Consider the following 21697-nt stretch of genomic DNA (forward strand, 5'->3'; position numbering starts at 1 on the left):
CTTAATTCCATTCCACAATCAACAGTTCTTCCATCCAGGGCAATTTCACCATACTCAGTCCCCAAGGTAAGCGACTTAGCAAGATATCAATTGACTGTTGCTCTACCTGAAGCTGCCAGTTACCATCACTACTGCGGGTAAGTTTGCCTGCGCGTTGTAAGAAGCCTTGCCGCAGTCCATCCGGGCTGGCACTTTTCAGTGCTTGCCAATAGTTGATTACGGTTTGCAAGAGGTTTTCTGCTTCCATGAGGGCAGCCTCGGGTAATTCGATTCCACGGTTTACAGGTTCATTGAGCAACCAACCACAGAGTAATTTAGGCAGTACCAATTCATATTCAGGGGCATCGGTTTGCCGAGTTGCCAAGTAATGCAGTAGGTAAATCGCTGTTTGCTGCGCTGACTGATCCGCAAAAGCATCACCATCTAATAGCCCAACTGCATTGAAATAGTTACGTAAAAATGGATGTAACAGCACCAGTCCGGCTTGGTTAACAAACAACCCGGCTGTCTCCTCTGCTGGAGATAAGGTGTGGGCTGCTTGAAGGTTTTGCGATCGCGTATTAATATCAACCGATGTAGAAGTTAGCACTTGGTTGAGTGCAGTCTGCCACAAAGATTTTTCGGTAATTGGCAATGCTGCAATAATATCACGTAGGTATTGGCTCAGAATCTGGCTAGGAATTTCCCGCAATTCTGGGGAATTTTGTAGAAGTTGGGCTAGCCAATTGCGACTCCAAGTATCAACTGGCAAAGGTCTTAATGGTATATTATCTAACTCAATTTCCCCTAATAGCAATAGCCAAGCTTGCCTTTCTAATTCCTGGCAGGTGTCATCGCTGAGGCTTAAAGACTGCATCAATTCTCTTGCTTGCTCCAACAAAGTACGCCAAATTATCCAAGCTGGCTGTAACTTTAATATCAACTGATGCCGAAAGCCTTCTGGCAATTGAGCAATTAATCGCTGTCGCGCTGCTGGGTTATTTATCAGTAATTCCCGAAAATGTATCTGTAAAAAAGTTTCATTTTGGATGATAGCTTCCCAACGTGTCAGCAAGTCGCCAGAAGAATGTCCAGGGGGTAGATGCCCAAATGCTAAGAAATACAGCAATATTTCCCCATCGGTAATCGGGCGATCACCTGTCTGATCTGCTGATGGATTTAAATTTTCTGATGTTAAATTTAATACTTGTGCAAGTGCATTTAGCCAAAGGGATCTCTCGCTAATGGGCAATGCTGCAATACTGCTGCGTAGTTTTTGTTGTGCGAGTGGATGCGATCGCCCAGTTTGCAACACTTGAGTTAGCCAGTTAAGACTCCAAGTATCAGCTGGCAAAGGTCTTGTCGATGGCTGCTGTGGGCTAATTTCGCTCAAAATTAATAGCCAAGCTTGCCTATCTAGGTAACGGGTAGTGCTGCTGCTAAGTTCTAGGGATTGTATCAGCTGCCGCGCTTGAGTAAGCAGGGTAGCCCAACTTGTCCAAGCGGGTTGGAGTTGCAATATCATCTGATGGCGGAAGGATTCTGGTAACTGCTCAACTAAACGCTGGCGCACTGCTGGGTTGGTTGCTAGCAATTCCTGCAAAGGTAAGCGCCAAGTAGTTGCAGTTTGCATCACCGCCAACCACCGAGAAAACCAAGCCTCCCAATCTCCAGATGTCACCCACCAGGGTAAGCGCCCAAACTGCAAAAAATACAGCAACACTTCCCAATCAGCACCAAGGCGATCGCGGGAAATAATTTCAGTATTGTTTGCGATTAATGGATTAGTGAGGCGATCGCGCAGGGTTTGTTCCAGCGCTGCTAACAGTTTGTTGCCAAATTCATCCGCCAAAAATTGCCGATCCACCGATCCAACTTCCACAACTAGCCGATCCAGTCGGATAATGCGATCGCCTTCCACCAGTTGATCAAAAAGACGCTCCATTTTCGGTGCAATTTGCTGCTGAAGCAAGCGGCTAACATCTTCCTGTAAACTCGATACATCTGCTAAGTTCCCAGTATCGAGTTCTAGTAATGTTTTGGCGATGATGTGGCGTTGTTGGCTCATAAGGGGGTTGGGGTGAGGAAGAAAACGATTCTTGATTCTTGTACAGACGCGATTCATCGCGTCTCTACGTCTCTACGCTCCTTGTGATTTTTGCTCCCCAACTTTGCCTAGGTTAATTTCCTTCCCTGTGGGGAAAATTAGGCGTAGACGGTTGAGTAGTGTAGTTGTTTCCGGGGGTTTTGGGGTTTCTGCGGTCAAGGAATTACTATCTTGAATACGTATAATTACAGTGGCGGCAATCCCTTCTACCTGACGACCATTAACTTCGCGGAAAACTTGTGCCTTTAGTTTATGAACACCAACTACTAAGTACCAGCCATCGGGCATCTTGTAGATTTTATTATTTCCTGCTGGTTGGACATTCTCTTCGTTGGTGGGGTTAGTATAAGTGAAAACAATATTTTCCACCGTTGCTGGTACAGTTACGGCTTCGATGTTGTACTCATTATTGGCGTTGAAGTCTGACAACCGAAAAGTGCGCTCGTTTCCTAGTGAGATGCTATTAATAACTTGGTTATTACTACTATTGAGCAGATTAAATGACACTACGCCACCGCAAGGAATGGCAACGCGTTTGTTGACAGGTTCACTGCTACAACCACCTAAAGCGGCTGGTGTCTCAATCCGCAAGGTGATGCTGACTTCATCGCCAACGACCCAACTGTCAAAATCATAAGTATAGTTAATCAGGAATTCTTGATTGGCGGGAAGGCTTTCGTCTCTGGTAGCACCAGGATGTCGCCAAACATAGCTGAAAGATGTGTCTGCTGGTTGAATGCCAAAGACGCGCACGGAAAATCCTTGAGCGTTGATACTGGCAATTTCTGCTTGAAAGTTAGCTACTGGAACACGATGCACTGTGAGGACATTAGCATTGTTGTTAGTCATGCCGTTGTCGTTGGTAATGCTGTACTCAACAGTTATTTGTAGCTGTTCTGCGTTACCGAGATTGACTGCACTTAAATTTAACTCTGGTGGATTAGATTGAGTATTCAGTACCGCAGCCGAGATATCTTGTCCGCCCAGCAGTACGCGAAAGCTACCACCTCCTTGCTGTGGCGTTAAAGATAGCTGCCCATCATTGGCACAGAAGTTGGTTTTATTAGGCACACTACCTATTTGGAAGTTGGCATTTGGCAGGGCAAGAATGGTTACTTGCTGCTGCGTTTGGTTAGTTAAGCCATTTGCGTCGGTAATAATGTATGCGATGGTAATTTCTCGCTGTTCCGCATTGCCTAAATTGACTTTACTAGGAATTAACTGCGGTGGTTGCGATTGAGTATTGAGTACATCAGTAGAAATATCTTGTTCCCCAGCTAGGATGCGGAAGCTACCACCCGGTTGATTGGGTATGAGGGATACTGGCGGATGATTTGCAGCAAAAGCGGTTTGATTTGGCTGTTCACCGATTTGGAAGCCGGCATCTGGTGGGGCGAAAATAGTTACTATTTGCTGCACTTGGTTAGTAAAGCCATAGCCATCGGTAAAGGTGTATTCAATAATTACCTGTTGCTGTTTGGCATTACCCAAATTTACCGCACTGGGAATAAATTCTGGTGGTTCAACTTCAGTATTTATTGTATTTATAGTGATATCCTGTTCTCCATGTAGGATACGGAAGTCACCACCAGCTTGATTAGCTATCAAGGGTACTGGTGGATGATTAGTAGCAAAAACGGTTTGATTTGGCTGTGCGCCAATTTGGAAGCCTGCATCTGGGAGGGCAAAAATTGTTACCTGTTGCTGTGCTTGGTTAGTTAAGCCTTGCTCATCGGTAATAATGTATTCCAAGGTGACTGGTAGCTGTTTGGTATTGCCTAAGTTAACTGCACTGGGAATAAATTGCGATTGATTAGATGTAGTATCAATTACAGCCGCAGAAATATCCTGTCTGTCAATCAGTGCGCGGAAGCTACCACCTACTAGTTTGGGGATGAGGGGTACTGCTGGATTGTTAATTGCAAAGGTAGTTTGATTGGACTGTGCGCCAATTTGGAAGCTAGCATCTGGAAGCGCAAAAATTGTTACCCGTTTCTGTGTCTGGTTGCTAAAGCCATTATCATCGGTAATGGAGTATCTAATATTTAGCTGTAGTTGATCGGCATTACCTAAATTGACTGCACTAGGAAGAAACTGCGATCGCTCAGATTCATGTTCCAGTACATTAGCAGAAATATCCTGTTCCCCAGCTAATACTTGGAAGTTACCACCCCCTTGCTTGGGTATGAGAGATACTGGCGGATCGTTGGGAGTAAAGGCTGTTTGATTGTCGCCGATTTGGAAGTCTGCATCTGGTGGGGCGAAAATAGTTACCTGTTGCTGTGTTTGGTTAGTGCAAGCATGATTATTGGTAATGGTGTATTCAATCGTCACCTGCAACTGTCCTGCATCACCTAAATCTACCCGACTGGGAAGAAATTCTGGTGGTTGAGATGCGATATTTAGCACCTCAGCAGAGATATTATGATCGCCAACCAGCACCCGGAAGCTACCACCCGGCTGTCTAGGTACGAGAAGTACTGGCGGATCGTTGGTAGCGAAGCGGTTTCGATTGGATTGTTCGCCAATTTGGAAACGCGCATCTGGTAAAGCAAAAATAGTGATTTGCTTCTTGGCTTGGTTGGTGCAATTTTGCGGGCTGGTAATGGTGTATTCAATTGTGACTTGTAGCTGTTCCGCATTACCCAATTGCACTGCACTAACAAGTAATCTTGGCGGCTGCGATGTCGTATCCAGTACATCAGCAGAGATATCCTGTTCGCCTACTAACACACGGAAGTTACCACCCGCTTGCTTGGGTGTTAGGGATAGTGGCTCATTATCAGCGCAGAATGTGGTTTGATTTGCATTTATACCTACCTGGAAGCCTGCATCTGGTAGGGGGTAAATAGTGACGGTGAGAGTATCAAAGCTATCGTCTACTGCATAGGTAAAGGTAATCGCCACTTCTGCATCTATCTCTTGGGTGATATTGCTAGGTTTAAAGTAATGTTTTCGCCCTTTGAAGAAAATTCCTTCTCCCTTGAGTGTGCCACCTTCAGGTTCTAAGATAAATTCGTATTCTGTAGTATCGCCTTCACAGAATTCTGTTTGTGTGAGTAAAACAATGGGGCGTGGTCTAGCTAATATATAACTGACTCCAGCAGTATCACTACTACAACGGTAAGGTAGACAAAAATCTGCGACGACAATATCTTTGCGTTCTTGATATTCTTTAAACAGCAATTCCCAACTGGGGATGATTTCTTCTGGTGCAGCTGGGGGTAAAACTGCATTTTTGGTTATAGCCGCAGTACGTAAGGTTTGCAATTGATAGATAGCAGGGTTTTGGTTCGCAGCCAAAAGTTCTTTAACTTCTTCTCCATCTACATATACCAAGACGAATGTACCGCCTTTGGGTACTCCGCCTAAATGTTCCATACCTGGATGCTGTTGGGCAAATTTATGGAACAACTGCAACTCCATAAGTTGCTTGAGTCGTTCCCGATAGCTTTCTATTAAATCTTGGAGTTCAACATTATTTAAAAGATCAGCCGCAGCGCGATCGCCCGCAATGGAGTCACCTTCAGGTACATCTCGCAATAAGCCATAAAGGGTTGCAAAATCTTGAAACTCTGATTGATTAATGATTGGTAAATTATTTTCCAGCCTAATAGTAAAGTAATTGAGCGAAATTATTGCTATTTTGGCTTTACCCCTGGGTGCAGTTGTAGTTGCATTGATGGGTAAATCTAGTTCATCTATTATAGATAGCCGCAGGTAATAACTCAGCGAATTACTTGGTGACTGACGCACAAGACTATAAGTAATTGTTGTAGATTTTAAGTAAAAGGATAAATCTTGAACAATTCGCTGCTGTTCTTGGGTAATTTGCTCGTTTGTCAGTCCGGAAAAGTCTAAGGAAATACTTTGATTAGCTGCATTTTGGAAGTCATAGCGGGCAATACGCGTACCTACATTATTCTTGAGGAACAGCTGGTATTGATTGCTAGTATTTGCTTCTGGTACAAATTCATAGTTTGACTTTGACTGCGCCAACTCTACAATTGGATTGACTAACTGAGTATCTGCGATCGCAGATAGACGCGGTTTGTCAAAAAATGCGCGCTTGAGTGTGTTTAAAAATACATTTTGTGACCAGTCTGAATTTGCTTCCCAAAGTGAATTAAACCAATCTTTCACTCGCTGGAATTTAACTTCTAAATCATCAATCTGACCTGAAATATTTAAATCTTGAAAACTTTGGAAGGAAGAGCATTTCAAGATAATGACATCAAAGGGTAAGTTATATTGCTGTTGATATTGTTGAATTATATTCAGTGCTTTAGAAGTAGATTTACCGATATGCCCCTCAATCCGGTAAAAATTATACCCATCTAGGCGATACAGCAACTCGTCACGTGGCGAACTATTCTGAGGGCAAAAATACGCAGGTATCTGTTCACTACGACTTTTACGGTAAGCATCGTAACTCCAGTACTGATACAAGTTTGGGTAGTTAAAGTAATAAGGAATCGCCTGTTGGCTGAGTGTTACCGAACGGTCTTTACTAGGCGTGATTTTAATCGGTGTATTGTAATAAGGTAGCAGGTAATAACTATCTGGTCGGCACAGGTTCAGGAGCCGTTGATAAAGATAACGCACCTGCTTGACACGGCTTTGCTCGGCGTTGTTGATGGGAGGCTGGGTGAAATTGCTACGATAAGGGGAAGGTGGTGCAATTACTGGATCAGCCTGTTCGGGTGGGAGAATTCTTTCTACTGCATCGGTTTGCTTGGGTGGGGGAATTATTCCTAAGAGTAAAAATTTGGGAAACCTTCGAGTGTCAGGCGCACAGTCATCCATTAAATCAAAAGCAGCCTCAGCTAATTCATCATAAGCAGCTACTATTTGACTGAGGTAATCATAAAAATATTGCAGTGTATAAGGAGCTTCTGGAACCTCTACTGTGGTAGTTGACACCGTTGGATTTTGGATGCTATTCAGCAGTTTTTGCAAGCTTTGTCCAATCTGCTCAAAGTCTTTATAAGAAGCAGGTTGAAAGGAAGAGAAAAACGGCGAGAACAACTGAAACAGTTTCGGGAATGCTTTTTCAATTGCTGCGATCGCATTCTTGCAAACTAGGTAGTAGTTATGCCAAAAATCAGCGTAGTTGCTAATTTTACTTAAGTCTACCTTTTTTTCTGCCACATAACCAAAGCGCTGAACTTTGGGCGCATAATCTTTAAATGCTTGAATTTCCGAGTCAAATTCTTGGAGAAAATGATTGCTGGTTTCAAAAACTTTGGAAGTGCCGGATTTAGCAATATTTGCCCAAGGTTCTGGCAATTTATCGAACGGATATCCTCTTTTCAGGAGTCTATCGGCACTAATTATATTTGGCTGATTTTCTGGTTGAGAACGTGGAAGCAGAAAAAAGCGGAGATTAAAATTACGCTGATTGCTTAATCTATCAAAATCAAGTAAGCAGTAGTCGGTTTCTACGTCTTGAATTTCATAAACTACAACTAGTACGTTTTTGCTCAAAAAAGTCTCGAATGCTGCTTTATCGGGCGGATTCCCGTTATCAGCTTGATTGAGTGCAAAAAGATTATCAGCACTTTTCTGAAATAGTTCTATGACTGGAACAGATTTAAGTTGCGTAGTAGTTACTTCATCATCTTGGGGAGTTGGTGCAAATAAAGCCTCAGAATCTAGTTGGTCATTTTTATAATGAGTGAGTATTGTTGTCGGCACAGAAATCAGATACCCTTCCGAAGTAATGCCACATCCTGCCGAGATTTGAATCTGAGCCTTTGTAGTATCAAATGTACTGCTCAAATCCATGCCCCAAACAATCCCTGTCCCAATCAAGTAGGCACGGGTGAGCCGATTCTGCCCATCAAGATAATTAACAACTTGATTCAAATCATCTTTAGTTAACACCTGGTTAGGCGTAAAGATGGGGTAGCTAATGTTTTTAATAATTGTGTTCATAAGTAAGTCGTTGTTATTTGTTATTTGTTATTTGTCATTTGTCATTTGTCATTACAATCACCAATTACCAATTACCAATTACCCATTACCAATTACCAATTACCAATTACCCATTACCAATTACCAATTACCCATTACCAATTGCTATCCCCAACGCAGTCTGATTCAATACAATCGGATTCTCTTGATTACCGCTTTCTTGGGAATCAAGTAAAATTCCCTTGGGATAAACACTCCGCAGGTTGGGTAAAATTTCCACCAACTGATTAAGTGCGTCAGTCAAATTGCAAGCTGCATCATCGCAAGCATCTAAAGCTAATTGTTCTAACCATTGGTGATAAGCATCTTCAAAATCGCGCATTTGCTGCACATCTAACCAAGCAATTTTCAAGGCGACGTGCGCCGGTGCTTCTAAACGTAGGGTTTGTTCAATAAATCGGCGGAAGTTAATATTACGAAAGCGTTCTGGCCAGTAAGGTAAAACTATAGTCACCCAAAATGAGTAGGGGTCTTGCCAAGTTAAACGAGGTTGTTCTCCCTCTTGTGTTTTAGCATCATCTGGAGTCACCAAAATTTGCAAAAATTCGTCTAAAACTGGAGCATTTGCTTTGGTTCGCGGACGCAACAAAATATGCTCTAATACATGAAATCCTTCATCATTGTTGCGTGCTTGCAAGGTTGCGATCGCTCTCGTGCGCTCATCTTTATTGCTGTAATATTGACTAGCAAGAATTTGGTCTTTGCCTTCGTTGGTTAGTTCCCAGCCATAAACACCATTTTCACTGTCAATTAAGCGATAATTCTCCTCATCTTGCGCCAGTTCTACTAAGGTGTTGCCTTGTTCCCAAGCATCTGCCTCTGTCTGATAACGTTGAGCAGTCTGTAAAATAATTTGCTGATTATCACCGTAAATTTCCCCAATAAAGCCAGCTTGTTGTTTTTCTGGGGTACAAATTAAACGGGCAGTGCGGATTAAGAAAAATAAACGATTAATCGCCGCATCCTGCTCTTTTTCTGAGGTATAGGTACGTGGGTGAATTGCAACTTCAGTTTTGCGATTACCTGGTTGACTCAGGATGCGAAAGCCGAAACCTTCTTTGCTGGTGGTGAGGGATATTGCACCAGGCTCAAACAAGTTACCTAGCACATCATAATAAAAGCGATCGCGGGCTGTTTTTTCATCTGCAAATCCGGGAATACTTTGCAGTAAAATCTCACCCTCATGTAGCAATTGCCACCGATATTCAGAAGTTGATTCCGGTAGCAGTTCAATCCGCAACATCGAGTCTACGGAGTTGAGTTGTTGAAAGATTTCCCCTGGAGTCTGTTGTATATCAGCTACAGCTATCAGGTTGCCATCTTTATCTTTAATCCCTACTCCGTGGCTTTGACTAGCTGGGCTGACATAACGTCGGAAGTAGCGCAGACTTTCGGCAAAAGCTTCTGTAGCTTGCCAAGCCGCATTTACTGTGGCATAAGTGTTTAAACTTTGCAGCAGAATTTCATTGTTAGTACAATTTTGCAATACAAAACGATAGTTCTTATCAACTGGTTTTACTGCTAATTTAAATTGATTTTGGTTAGCTTGAATACTACTAATCCAGCTTTGTAAATCTAAATCGCGTTCTTCTGGTTTTAACCACCGTTGATTGCGTTCCGATAATACTTTCCCGGCGTTATCTACCAAAGCATAGCCATAGTAGGTGAATTTTTGGGGATTATCATCACCTAAGCGACTTTGACAGTAATTTCGTTGCTTTTTAATTTGCTGTAAGCTAGCGATCGCGTTTTCTTGGGTTATGGAACGAGAAACATAGCCTTCCACCCCTGTGAATGTAATAATTTCCCCTGGTGCAGATGCGGTTGGCGGAATGCTTAAGCGAAAGTAATATAAATCGCCGTCAAATTCGATGTTGATAAAATCTGCAACTTGGGTACTAGTAGGGGTTTCCACTTCTGGTATTTCAGCTAGCCGCACAGCTAATTCTGCGAGGAGAATTTTTAAATTAGCTTGATTTTCAGCTGCTGAGGGAAAATAGCGATCGTATCTGACTAAAACCTTTTTACCTGTTTTATCTACTACTTGCCAGCCGTAGTGATAGAAATAACTATAAGCAAGGCGTTGATAAAATTGATTATGTAAAGCAAATGATAAAAACTCTTCCTTAGCCGCAGCCGCAGATGCTTGACTAGGATAGCTTTGCCGAGTTTTTAATGACTGATTCTCTAAACCAGAATTTACAGCCAAGATATAACTTTTAGGCGCTGGCTTAACGCGATAATGACTGTAATCACGCCGACGCACATCTGCAATCCCTAACAGCCGAGAAACCCGCTTTTTGAAACCCGATACATTGTTGGTATCCCAAACTTCCTGACAGTTGCAATAATGAAAAGCACGGAAGCGATCGCGGCTCAATGTGGGATAGTCTTGTAAAAATCGCGCCTTATCCTGCATAATCTCGGTTTGATGCTTCACTTTATCCGCGTGATTCTCGAATATGCGGTAGTTCAGCAACACATAATCTGTAAAGGATTCCGCAAAACGGCCTAGTAAATGATCGAGAAAACGGTTACGGCGATCGCGATAGGTTTCTCTCGTGGAATTATCTACATCCTCACCAATTGCGGGTAAATAATTTTCCGCACCGAGAATCTCTTCCCACCCTGGAAAATTTTTTAACCTCTGAGTGAAATAAGTATACTGCTGCTCTAATGTGCGGTTAGCATAGCCTTTTTGTTCTTCCTCTGCATCTATTTCCCAAGAAAAGAGGTCGCGTATATGAGAAAGTTGCACTAAATAATTTGCCAATATCTGATCGAAAAATACCAAATATCCTTTTAATTGCCTAGCTTGGGCTTTCCGTAATGTGGAAGCAGTATCGGGTAAGCCATCCTCACTAATGCCGTAGGTTAAAGGAAAATCATGCTGGATGGAATAATGATCAGCTAAGTCGTAATAACTGCCTTGCGGTACAATCAAATCTAGTTCACTTTTGTCGCGTAAAGCTTTGATACGTGCCGCTTGTTGTTCGTAGTAGCGGCGTTGCACCTCTGCCATATTCACTTCAATGGGAAGATTACCTTTAAACAATCTAACTTTTGAATATTTCACCCCCAGCACCGGACGGTGTTTCTCAGTAAGTTGCAAATACCAAGGGTGCTGTGATTGCGGTAAACCGTTAATGTAGCTGATGATACTCAGTTTACCAATTGCCGCTACACCAGGAACTTTGAGAATTTCTTGATATAAATCTGAAGTATGCAGAATTTTTGGCGGAGTCAAGGCTGCTAATTCGTCGGTATCGATAAAACCATGACTATCGTAAGGTTTAGTGTAAGTTGGATCGTGGAGGGCTGAAGGTCTACCAGCAAAGATTTCGGTGGGACTTTTGCCTTTATCTAGTAATTCTTGTAGAGTATAAAATCGCAGATGAGGCGAAAGAAATGACTGTACTTGTACGTAAATATCTACCAGTACATCCTCAGCATCGGCATTAGCTGCTAATTCGATATCGGTACAGAGAGCAATTTCTTCCTCATCCAAAATTACCACATCATAAATATCTTCGCAGAGGTTGCGATATTTACATAAAACGCTGTTGACATTATCTAGTACATCGGCCCAAGAACGATAAAGTTGCCCACAGGCGTTTTTACTATATTCAGGTTCGAGGTCAATATTAACAGTGTAAAGCCCACGGGGATTGAGGCGAAAAGCCGTGTCTTTTGTCTGTGCGCCTGGTGGAGTATATTGCAGAGTACTCTTAGCAAAGTCTACATAGATATCTGGTTCATAGGTTGTGACTTTTTCCAGCATGGCATTACGCACACCAGGAATATCAATTAGACGCTTACATAAATCTAGTTCTGTAACTGGATTACAGGTGAGTATTTCATCAACCGTAAAAAAGTTGTTCTCTTTACTCTGTGGATTTGCCTTTGCCAACAAATCTTGAATATCTAAGTTATTGCGATAACCTAAATCTGTTATGGCATAGCATAGTACCTCTAGTATAGTTACACCTGGATCGTGCAGATTATAATCTGTCCAAAGTTTTCCAGACAAACTTTGTAAGTGTTGAATCCCGATATCCCGCAAGGTTTGAAAATTCAAATATGCGGGAAATTGGGGCTGACTTTTCGAGATACTTAGGTATTCCAGCATGGAATTCAGGTGCGTTCAGGATATAAAAGAACAAAGTCAATTCAAAATTTATTCATGTAGATAGGCAACAGAAAAGCAATGATTTAATTAATTCTGTTTAAGTGCTTGAGGAAGATAACAACCATCAACAACACTTCTGGTTATTTTGATAGTAGCATGACAAATTTTGCTCAATTCGTCCCTGTAACAATATGATGAGTAGAGCCAATAAATAACCAAACAAAGGTAATTGCTAATCCCAAGGTGAGCAATGTAATATATCTGAGAAATTGGTGTAACCGAATTTTCATTTGCTCTTGATATTCAGCAAATGCTTTACTCAGTTCTGTTAAATCATGTTGCAACTGATTGACTTTTTTTTCTAATTCTTTGACCAGTGATTTCCATTGGTTACCTTTGCCAGGTGCTTCATCTTCATGGGCGCAAATTTCGGTTTCTGCTTGCATTTCCCAAAGTGCACCTTGGTAATAGACGACATCGCCTTTATGATAGGTTCTGCCCTCCTGCCACAATCCATGAAATTGATCATCATGTTTGTTGAGCATGGAGGTGATCAAGTCTTTAAAATGGTCTTCTGAGAGGCGACTTTTATTTTTGAATAAACTTTTAAGTTCTTTGCGGCTTCTTAAGATATTGGCATCGTTCGATACGGTAAACATAAGTGATAATCCTGCAATTTATTGTAGTGTTGGTAGAAATTAACGAACCTCAAAATTAATGGTACAAAACAAGCTGCTATTTAAGATTTATACAAAATCATGCATAAATGAATATTTTCATAAAAAATTAACATCTATAAACCCTAATTTGTGACAAAAAGTAACTTTATAAATCTTTGTTTCCTATTCCCTTACATTCACGACAATTCCAAATCTTCTAAAGATTCATAACCTAAAATACCAGACTCAATTTTTTGATTAGGTACAATTGTTGTTTCTTGAAATTCTTGAATAATGTGACTTTGAGCGCTAGTTTTTAACGAGACTGAAGTTAAAACCGATCGCGCAGTAGAGGCGATCGCTTCTCGGATATCTCGCTGGGTGTCTTGGTGCATTTTAAAATCCACAACATAATCTATGTATTCCTGTTTTTCGATAAAGTTGACAATTGCTGAACGGTAGAGTTTACCGCCAAACTGAATTTCCGCCTGAGTATCCATTGTCCAAGGGGCGAGAAAATAAGTGATAGCTTGTTCTAGTTGGCGGCGATAGTAGCCAAAGTTGGCGGAATAGGGAGATTTAAATTTCACCTGAAATTCCACCTGAATATGTTCGTAGGCCGGATTTACCACCTGTATTGCAGCCCAAGGAGAACTAATACTAGCCAGATATTTCTCAATTTGCTGTAGCAGGTTAATGTTAACTTTGGGTTCTAATTCATTAGTAATCCCCATCAATGCTAAGTTGGGAATCACAGCTAAAGTTACTGCGCCTGGTGTTAATTCCTGTAACTTGCCGTTTTGTAGATTAACTTCTCCGTGGTTGATGCAGCGAACTTTATAAATTTCGGGAAACTTTTCTAGTACTAATCTTTCATAGTCAAAGATGGTAACAGCCCGACCTTTGTGGCGCAGATGTTCGCTAATACGGATATAAAAATCTGTTGGCTGCTCTTTAATCTTCCCACCAAAGGAGTCATAGAGCTGCTCTATGGTTTTGACTTCTGGGTTGGGGTTAACCTGTTTGGCAATAGTACCAGCAGGTAAGGGATTGGCTAAATGGTTGGGATCGTTACCTTCATCTGTAAAACTCACCCTTGCAGCTTGGGTGTGGACACCGAAGATTTGACAGATAGCACCACTGCGCGCTGGTACAGTCACCTTCAGCCAATACAAATTGGGATCGAGAATTGTAGTTTTAGCTTTACTAATATCTGCGGGAATCCCCAGATGGATGATACCAGAGGCAATTAAACCGTTGGTATTGTCGCTGACAATGCGATCGCTCAAAGATTCCCAAATATTATCTTTTAAATAGAACCATTTCACATCAGCTTTTTTTAACGCTGTATCAGCGCTGGCTTCCGCTACTTGGAAGAGTAAAGGTAATGCTGTCGGTGGTTCGAGGTTCTCTAACCCAATTAGTAATTCCCCTTCATTAATAAACTCTGGTAAAAAGTCTGGCTGTTTCGCCTCCAAATGCTCAAACCCGCCAAATGGGTAAAGATGAAAGATTGTACAATCCTGGGTTGTCGCAACTGCGGTGTATTTAAGATAAAGCGATTGAATCGTCGGTGTGTAAGGTTGATTGAGGGTAATTGGTGCTACCTCTCCTTTAGTAAATATCACATCTGGTCGCCATCGCTTTAGGCTGTTGTCTTTTAGTTCATAGACCGCTTCGTTAACATATTTCTCTTCTCCAAAATCTTTAGCCGCAGCCAAGGTCTGAATTGCATATTTTGTCACAAACTCTTCATGCAAAAAGTCTTGATTGAGGCTGAAACTCAAAAAACCACCAGTTGTTTGATTGTCAAAGCTGGTGAAATTATCAATCTCTTCACCCTGTAGTGGCGTTGCGGAAGCGTTAACAAGAGGGCGATCGCCTGACGTAAAAAGTCCGTAAGGGTTCTTCAAACCGACACCTGACCAAGTGCGTTTAGTCAAACGCTCTAATTTTGCAGAAAAATTGTCAAAGTCCGGTTTATTTGTATCATTGCTTACGTAGTAGCCGCGATAATAGTCTTTCAAAGAAGCGGGTAATTTTTCCCATGTAATATTGATTTGCAAATCCAAAAGATTTTTCAGAAAAATTTCTCGACTCCCAACATAAAATTTTGACCCTACTGCTGGTCTGGGGCCAAAAGGTTGAAAAGGTTTAGTAGCATCTAATACACCTAAGTCATTTTGCACAACCAAATTGCGAACTTTGTCCACCCGCGTGGTAATGGTTACCTGATCTAGCTTGGCAGTACGGAAATAATGATATGCTGGCAAATTATCCACTAAAACCTGAGTTTTTAATTCTATGCGCGCTACTGGTGTAGCTTGCTGGAGTTTGAGGGGGAAGTTAGGAACATCAGGGTTATAGGGAATCGGCTTGTCTGGGAGGTAAGGTAAAACGGGGTCAATCTCAGCCGCTAGTACCACTACTAAAGACAACTCCGAATTATTCCAGCCAGTTTTTTCTGTACCACCTCCAGTTAAAGACGCGCCTGATTTTAAAATGTCGGCTTTGATCCACTCTTTTTCACCACTGAGATAAACTTCAAAGACTTCATGCAGCTTATTTTCTGGAAGTACTGTCCCCAAACCACTGAGGGAAAAGGTGAACTGAATCACCCGTTCACTTTCTTGCAACAATAAAACATCTGATGCGATCGCTAAACCTAATTGTGTGGGTTGGCGTTTGTCATTCCCAAAGGGAAGCCAGGTTTTTATAGTTTGTTCCTTGGGAAAATCTCCCCCCTGACCGTCAAACGAGTTCGCCACTGGGGAGGAGTACAAACCAGGATTGCGTGGAGGTTTTTCACCAGATTTGACTGCTTGTAAGTCTAAAAATAAACCTTTGAGGCTGGTAATCTGGGCTTTGTGAATAACGATATCTGCATCAAGACTGTAGAATAAATCCTTGCCAGTAGCATCTTTCCCAGCTTTAAACTGAGTCCCAGCAGGTAGCGCAAATTCAGTTTGAGACTTAATCAGTTCAAAAATGAGGTGGGCGTGGTCTGGTTGGGCTGGGCGATCGCGCAAGCGCAGTACTTGACGATAAAAAAAGTCGAGATGTCGCTGCGTCATCAAATTCAGGTCATCTCTTGCGGGTTTCATCACCTCCAAAAAAGCCAAATAAAGAGCTAAATAAGGTTGATGATCCTGTCTAGCTTGCAGACTCTTTTCTAAATACTGCGGTGCTTGTTGAATAATTTGATAATAGTTCTGAAATAAAATTTGAAATACAGCGTCTAGTTCCTCTCGCACTTGTACAGAATTTGCATTAAAAGGAGTGCGATCGGCTACTGGAGTAGTGAGCTTTAACCCAAATTCTTCATTAAATTTTGTATAAATATTACCTGATTTTGCTACTTGTTTAGTAGCAGCTACATAAGCTTGTTCAAAAGCCCAAATCCGCAATATAGGCTCGCGAAGATTAGTTTTCACCAATCCTCTAATTACAGATTGTAGAGGTGTATAAGATTCTAAACTTATATACCAATTATATATTTGATTAAGGATTTCAATCCAAGTAGCTAATAAACAGGCAAACTTCTCAAATTTCTGACTTGATTGCCCGCCTTCACCAGATAAATTAGCAAGAAACTCTCGCAAATGCTGGCTATATTGGTCTTTGATTTTTTGCGGGCGAGTTTTGCTAATCAGCGCAATTTGTATAGGAGTATTGCCACTAAAAAACGTTTGCCAATTACCATCAGCTTCATTTGCATCATTGTAATAAATAACCTGCTCACTGAAACGATAGGCAAATACCAGAAAATCGCCCAAGTCATTTTCATCCACCTTCACAAAATCAGGCGATAAAGCTGGAACCTGACGCTGACGCTGGCTCACCCCATCGCGAATTAGTGGATTTTTAAGTTTTTCTGGGCGGATTTTCATGATAATTCGTAATTCGTAATTAATTATTTGGATTTTACATTTAACATTGCAAATTTCTATATTATTTTCTTGTTTTCTCTACAAATTAAGTAAGTCGTTAAAAATAAACCAAACTAGATTACGAAATATAAACAGGCTTGAAACTCTCACCAATGACCAATGACAGCCTTAATTAGTTATCTTTCTTTGCACTACCTACTTAAATAATTGCTAACGAACCAACGCCTTCTTGTAAATAGAAAGGATAAACGAAATTGAAACGAGAATTAGTAGTAATAATTATGTAATCTACTGTGATATTGATGACTCCTTGTAACTGATCATCAAGGTTGAGATCCAAACGTTCTAAGCGAATGCGAGGCTCATGATAAACAATAGCAATCCTGACTAATTCTTTAATATTGCTAGCTACAGTTGGACTCAGAGGCTCAAACAGTAAATCTTCTAGGTTACAGCCATAGGTAGGCTGCATCACCCGTTCACCCAAGCTAGTTGTCAGGAGAATTTTGAGACTTTCGTTAATATCTTCCTCAGCACTGACAAGCCTGACACTGCGAGACATTTTATTAAATTGCGGCGGAAATCCCCAGCCTGTGCCCAAAAAAGCATTATCGTTTTCATCCATCTCAACCTCCGATTAATACAGTAAAATTTCCCAAAACAATCGAGCCGCCATGTGCTGTAGTGTCGCCCAAGCGCGCTGCAGGTTTCCCCCCAATCAACACAGTTGTTGAACCTATCACAATAGCGTCTGGTGGCCCAACGCAGGTACAAGTATCACCCAATACAGCAGCAGGTAATCCACCGATTAAGACATTCGGTTGTCCAGGGCCAATTACAGGGCCACCCACATGAGGAATCGGGGGTACTCCTGGAGTTTGCATCGGACAAACGTGCATATCAGTAATTCGCGCAGCTGGTTTTCCCATATCTAGTTACTTTTAAAATCCAAAATCTAAAATTAATTAATCTGAACTAAAGAACCTTTAAGAATCGCGATCGCACTTGTAGAAACTTCCGCACCAGCATTACCTTGGGCTTTAAACTGAGCATTGGCTTTAACATTGACGTTCAATCCCTCAATGCTCGTATCTTGGCTGGCTTTAAGTGTTAACTTACCAGTGGCTTCGATGGTGATATCTTTGGGGCTTTTCATGACGATACCGCTATTATTCATAGTCAAGGTATTACCGTTTTGGTCTTTTAAAGCAATTCCCTTATCCTCATCGGAGATGGTAATTTTGTTACCACCAGGGGTTTCCAGAGTGATGAATTTCTTTTCATCATCGAAGGTAACTTTGATTTGCGATCGCGTGAAAAATCCTTTCTGGTGATTGTTATCGGAAGCTTGTAAGGGCGCTGGTTTTGCCTTGCTGTTGAGCATTCCCAAGACAATTGCATCGCGCGGATCGTCGTTCAGAAAGCCTAATACTACTTCGTCACCAATTTCTGGGCGAAAAAAGGAACCGCGATTGTTACCAGCATCCAGAGTAGCGATACGAGTCCAAATTCCCTGAGACTGAGAATCGAGGGTAGGCACTTTGACTAAAATCCGGTCTTCACCATTAGGGTCGTTCTGCAACTGCACTACTACACCAATTTGTAAGCCATGAACACCAGGGAGCATTCCTGATGCTGGTCTATCCACGATATCAGCTTCCTGGTAAAACCACTGAGAATTCATACCAAGCTGTATATGAGTAAACCAAGCTCCACCGATAACTTCGTGACGAATGCCAGACACATAGGCTAATCCGTTAAAACGCTGACCAATTCCTTTCAACTCAATCAGGGCATCAATTTGAGCATCAGGATAGCCTTTAATCTTCACCCTGCCTTGAATTTTCGCTAATCGGCTTTTGAGCAATTGAGCATCTGCCCATGCTTGCAGTTCTTGGGTTTGTAAATGACCGCTATGACTGAGTTGGAATGCTTTCAACGCGATCGCATTACCCAACTGTTTACCTGAGAGGTTACCCTGTTTGTTAACTGTAGGCTCCCTCCCTTCCGCCTGAAGTAACGCCTGATCGCCATAACTCCAAGCTTGCGCCTTGACCTCTGGATATTGCGATCGCGCGTCCATTTCGGCTTCAAACTCTAGGATATTGATGCCATAGGTGAGGGTAATAATGGGATTACCGCTAGTATTCGGCGATTTTACCTTAAATTTGTCCTTTTCTACAACAACAATCTGTCCGTTCATTTCAGCGCGAGACAGAATAAAATCCCAATCAGTAGCGTAGTATTGGACAATTTCCGGATGCTTTATTTTGCTGTCGGTAACTTCTACTCCTCCTATACTGTAGTTACCGAGAATTTGTGCGATCGCATCACTATCCTTGATGTCCTGAAAATAGCGACTGTGGCGACCCACGGTCAATTTGGTGGCAGCAGCTTTACAATCAAGAATGAGCATTGAGTCGCCATTAGTACCCACTTTCAGAGCTTGTTTGACAATCAATCCTTTAAATACCTGGCGATCGTTGCCATCGTAACCCAGGGAAATTGTGATTTCGTTACCTGGAACTAGGTCAGGCCCTTCACTGCTAGCAAAAGTTTCTGCCGCAGGGTCACCATCTCGCAGTATCAACCGCACTGTTGGTACTCGATTCACCACTAAGTTAATTGTTAGGGACAACAGCGCATAATCGTTGGTGATGTCCTTACCATTAGCAAGCAACTTGTAAGTACTAACCTCATAAATCGCATTTTTAGGAACAATGAGATCGCTCATGATTCGGTTTTCTCAAGCGGTGGAAATCTCAAATCGGTGTTAGTAGCTAAACGGCGAAAATTAATCAGACCATTCACCTTGGCAATTTGCAGGTAATAAGTTGGGTCACCGTAAATGTCATAGGTCATTAAAGGTAAGGTTTTGCCAGCTGTGACTTTGCGTTGATGGGTGACATCAGGTGATTGTCTCCCTTCTTCTCTTAGCCGACGTTCTTGCTCGATGTAGTTAACAAAGTTAGCACTAAGCCTAGCCCGCAATGGCTGTCCATCAGGGGAAAATAGGGTGTAGTTAATTTGTAAATCTTTGAGAATGCAATCAAAGCCGTTTTTATTCCCAAAAGAAAAGTTACCCCACAACAAGCGCAGAAAGTTAGGTTTGTGGGTTCCACCATCCATTGTGTAGACCGCATTCAGAAAATCCTGCACTTGTTGCGCGACATTCTTATGAAACTGATTAGGTTTACCTTTGATGGGTACAACATTTGTACCATCAAAAGTAAAATCAAGCTTCATTTCTTCAGGACGCGTAAATTTAAATTTTGGATCATTCCCTTGCGAGCCTTGAGCTTGGGATAAATCGTATTCCACTTTAAAAGCTTGAGAAAACTGCTCCGGATTTATAGGGAGGTCAAATTCTCCAACTTTCTTATTCATTTGCTTGTTCTGGTAGACCAAGATTTTAATTTTTGTGAGTTCACCTGTCACGTCGCTTTGCTCCGAATTCAAAATTCAAAATTCAAAATTCAAGCGCTATGAATTCATATTGTTTCACTTTTTTACTATAGATTAGCGCTCTGATTTTTCTTTGAGGATAGCTAGTACTTGTTCTACACAGGCTGCAATAATGGCATCTTGGTCATTAGCGCCATTCTTCCCTTGTGTTCCAGAAGTTTTATTTTGACCTGCTTCCCCATCATTAATTGAGGTTTTGATCACCAGTTCTCTAATCTCTATTGGCATCAATATTACCCTCCAAATTTGTTAACTAGACTTCTCTTCAAAGTCCTGCTTTTCACCTTATCCTTTGCGTCTCTAAGTCTTTGCGTGAAACAAAAAAATTATGCAAGAGACTTCATGATCTGCACTTCCAAGAAACAATAAAAATCAATCTTCCCATGCCCAATGCCCAATGCCCAATGCCCTAAGTCAGTGGCTCAAAGTAGCTATAATTTAACTCCAAAGATTCAATTGCAATTGAGTTCTGCTCGGCGTTAAATTCGGAAATTGACCACTTTTTAGGCCAAGCATTAATAACTTTCCAGGTCATCAAGGGTTCAATATCTGCCTGAGGTTGGCTAGGATTAGAACGCTTCAGATGTAGCAACCGTACTAACAAATTCATCGGGCGAATTTCAAAGTTGAGAATAGCATCCATACACCACTTCACCATCTTTGAATCTTTAACTAAGCCCCGTTTCAGTACCAGGGGACTATATTTAGTCCGCACTGGTAGGATATGCTCAAAGCGATTTTCACCGCCTTCTTTGAGAGTTTCAGTCTGCATATCTACACTCAGACCGGCCACACTCTGAAAGCGAGTTTCTACTGCTTCTTTATCCAGGTTTTCACCCTGAAAAACTACATCAAAAAAGAAACCTACTGGGGGATAAGCAGACACCATAACTGTTACCAATTCGTAATTCGTAATTCGTAATTCGTAATTCGTAATTACAGAACTTTTACATCATCTGGGTTTGAGGGTTTGTATTTGTTGATGATATTTATTGCATAGTTTGTCAACAGTCAACCGTCAACCGTCAACAAACAACACCATTAACTATCCATTTTGAATTGTTAAACCTTCGTGGGCAATTTCAATAGTTTCAATTGCGACTTCGTTACTATCGCCTTTCAAATCGCTAGATTGAACTTTGGTAGGCCAGGCGTGTTTGACTTGCCAGACGACGACTGGCTCATGTTTTTCATTGAGCAAGCTGATAGTTAAATCGCGGCGTTCAATGGTGTTGAGGGCTACTGTATTCCACCATTTATAGAAATCGTTGTCTTTCTTGAATGTGCCGCGCTTCATGGTGATTTTGCTCAATTTCTGCATTCCGGGCATATTGAGTTTGTGATATTCGGGCATATTGCCTTCGCGGTATTCGATCATGTCCGTTTCTACATTCAAACCAGAAACTTCGGTGAATCCTAGGCGAGAACCACCCCACTCTACCTGGAAATGAAATTTGGGTAAAGGATAAGCATTATCAGTCATAACTGTTGA

The 21697-nt window shown here is 41.7% G+C and carries 12 protein-coding genes; all 12 read right to left on the bottom strand.

Annotated elements, in window-relative coordinates; translation table 11 throughout:
• Window position 1: 1 nt before the first annotated feature.
• Window positions 2–2047, bottom strand: a complete 2046-nt coding sequence (locus AACU25_RS25005; RefSeq protein ID WP_096580279.1) for a contractile injection system tape measure protein — start codon at window positions 2045–2047, stop codon at window positions 2–4.
• Window positions 2048–2119: 72 nt separating this feature from the next.
• Complete coding sequence (locus AACU25_RS25010) at window positions 2120–8023, bottom strand: hypothetical protein (RefSeq protein WP_096580282.1); 5904 nt, start codon at window positions 8021–8023, stop codon at window positions 2120–2122.
• Window positions 8024–8150: 127 nt separating this feature from the next.
• The gene (locus AACU25_RS25015; protein WP_096580285.1) at window positions 8151–12191 is read right to left on the bottom strand and encodes a hypothetical protein; all 4041 of its coding nucleotides are present in this window, start codon (window positions 12189–12191) and stop codon (window positions 8151–8153) included.
• A gap of 170 nt (window positions 12192–12361) precedes the next feature.
• Window positions 12362–12850, bottom strand: coding sequence for a carbohydrate-binding protein (locus tag AACU25_RS25020; protein ID WP_096580287.1), 489 nt, complete (start codon window positions 12848–12850; stop codon window positions 12362–12364).
• Window positions 12851–13047: 197 nt separating this feature from the next.
• Window positions 13048–16740, bottom strand: a complete 3693-nt coding sequence (locus AACU25_RS25025; RefSeq protein ID WP_096580289.1) for a hypothetical protein — start codon at window positions 16738–16740, stop codon at window positions 13048–13050.
• A 199-nt stretch (window positions 16741–16939) separates the two neighbouring features.
• On the bottom strand, window positions 16940–17365 hold the full coding sequence (locus tag AACU25_RS25030) for a GPW/gp25 family protein (RefSeq protein WP_096580291.1): 426 nt from the start codon (window positions 17363–17365) through the stop codon (window positions 16940–16942).
• A 1-nt stretch (window position 17366) separates the two neighbouring features.
• Window positions 17367–17669 (bottom strand): PAAR domain-containing protein, encoded by a 303-nt coding sequence (locus tag AACU25_RS25035; RefSeq protein WP_096580293.1) that lies wholly within the window; start codon window positions 17667–17669, stop codon window positions 17367–17369.
• Between the two features lie 32 nt (window positions 17670–17701).
• Window positions 17702–19474, bottom strand: a complete 1773-nt coding sequence (gene vgrG / locus AACU25_RS25040) for a type VI secretion system tip protein VgrG (protein WP_096580295.1) — start codon at window positions 19472–19474, stop codon at window positions 17702–17704.
• Window positions 19471–20178: a CIS tube protein gene (locus AACU25_RS25045; RefSeq protein ID WP_321206644.1), complete on the bottom strand. Its 708-nt coding sequence runs from the start codon at window positions 20176–20178 to the stop codon at window positions 19471–19473. Before AACU25_RS25045 ends, vgrG begins: the two co-directional genes overlap by 4 nt.
• A gap of 81 nt (window positions 20179–20259) precedes the next feature.
• Window positions 20260–20433, bottom strand: a complete 174-nt coding sequence (locus tag AACU25_RS25050; RefSeq protein WP_190445710.1) for a DUF5908 family protein — start codon at window positions 20431–20433, stop codon at window positions 20260–20262.
• A 181-nt stretch (window positions 20434–20614) separates the two neighbouring features.
• Window positions 20615–21094 carry a phage tail protein gene (locus AACU25_RS25055; protein ID WP_096580297.1) on the bottom strand — a complete coding sequence of 160 codons (480 nt, stop codon included), beginning with the start codon at window positions 21092–21094 and terminating at the stop codon, window positions 20615–20617.
• 156 nt (window positions 21095–21250) lie between these two features.
• Window positions 21251–21688, bottom strand: a complete 438-nt coding sequence (locus AACU25_RS25060; protein ID WP_096580299.1) for a phage tail protein — start codon at window positions 21686–21688, stop codon at window positions 21251–21253.
• Window positions 21689–21697: the final 9 nt, after the last annotated feature.

Origin of the sequence: Tolypothrix tenuis PCC 7101, assembly GCF_963874875.1 — a bacterium.
Classification (GTDB): Bacteria; Cyanobacteriota; Cyanobacteriia; order Cyanobacteriales; family Nostocaceae; genus Aulosira; species Aulosira tenue.

Excerpts from the sequence above, each read along its gene's own strand:
- AACU25_RS25005 (WP_096580279.1), bottom strand. The coding sequence starts at position 2,047 with ATGAGCCAACAACGCCACATCATCGCCAAAACATTACTAGAACTCGAT.
- AACU25_RS25010 (WP_096580282.1), bottom strand. The coding sequence starts at position 8,023 with ATGAACACAATTATTAAAAACATTAGCTACCCCATCTTTACGCCTAAC.
- AACU25_RS25015 (WP_096580285.1), bottom strand. The coding sequence starts at position 12,191 with ATGCTGGAATACCTAAGTATCTCGAAAAGTCAGCCCCAATTTCCCGCA.
- AACU25_RS25020 (WP_096580287.1), bottom strand. The coding sequence starts at position 12,850 with ATGTTTACCGTATCGAACGATGCCAATATCTTAAGAAGCCGCAAAGAA.
- AACU25_RS25025 (WP_096580289.1), bottom strand. The coding sequence starts at position 16,740 with ATGAAAATCCGCCCAGAAAAACTTAAAAATCCACTAATTCGCGATGGG.
- AACU25_RS25030 (WP_096580291.1), bottom strand. The coding sequence starts at position 17,365 with ATGGATGAAAACGATAATGCTTTTTTGGGCACAGGCTGGGGATTTCCG.
- AACU25_RS25035 (WP_096580293.1), bottom strand. The coding sequence starts at position 17,669 with ATGGGAAAACCAGCTGCGCGAATTACTGATATGCACGTTTGTCCGATG.
- vgrG (WP_096580295.1), bottom strand. The coding sequence starts at position 19,474 with ATGAGCGATCTCATTGTTCCTAAAAATGCGATTTATGAGGTTAGTACT.
- AACU25_RS25050 (WP_190445710.1), bottom strand. The coding sequence starts at position 20,433 with ATGCCAATAGAGATTAGAGAACTGGTGATCAAAACCTCAATTAATGAT.
- AACU25_RS25055 (WP_096580297.1), bottom strand. The coding sequence starts at position 21,094 with ATGGTGTCTGCTTATCCCCCAGTAGGTTTCTTTTTTGATGTAGTTTTT.
- AACU25_RS25060 (WP_096580299.1), bottom strand. The coding sequence starts at position 21,688 with ATGACTGATAATGCTTATCCTTTACCCAAATTTCATTTCCAGGTAGAG.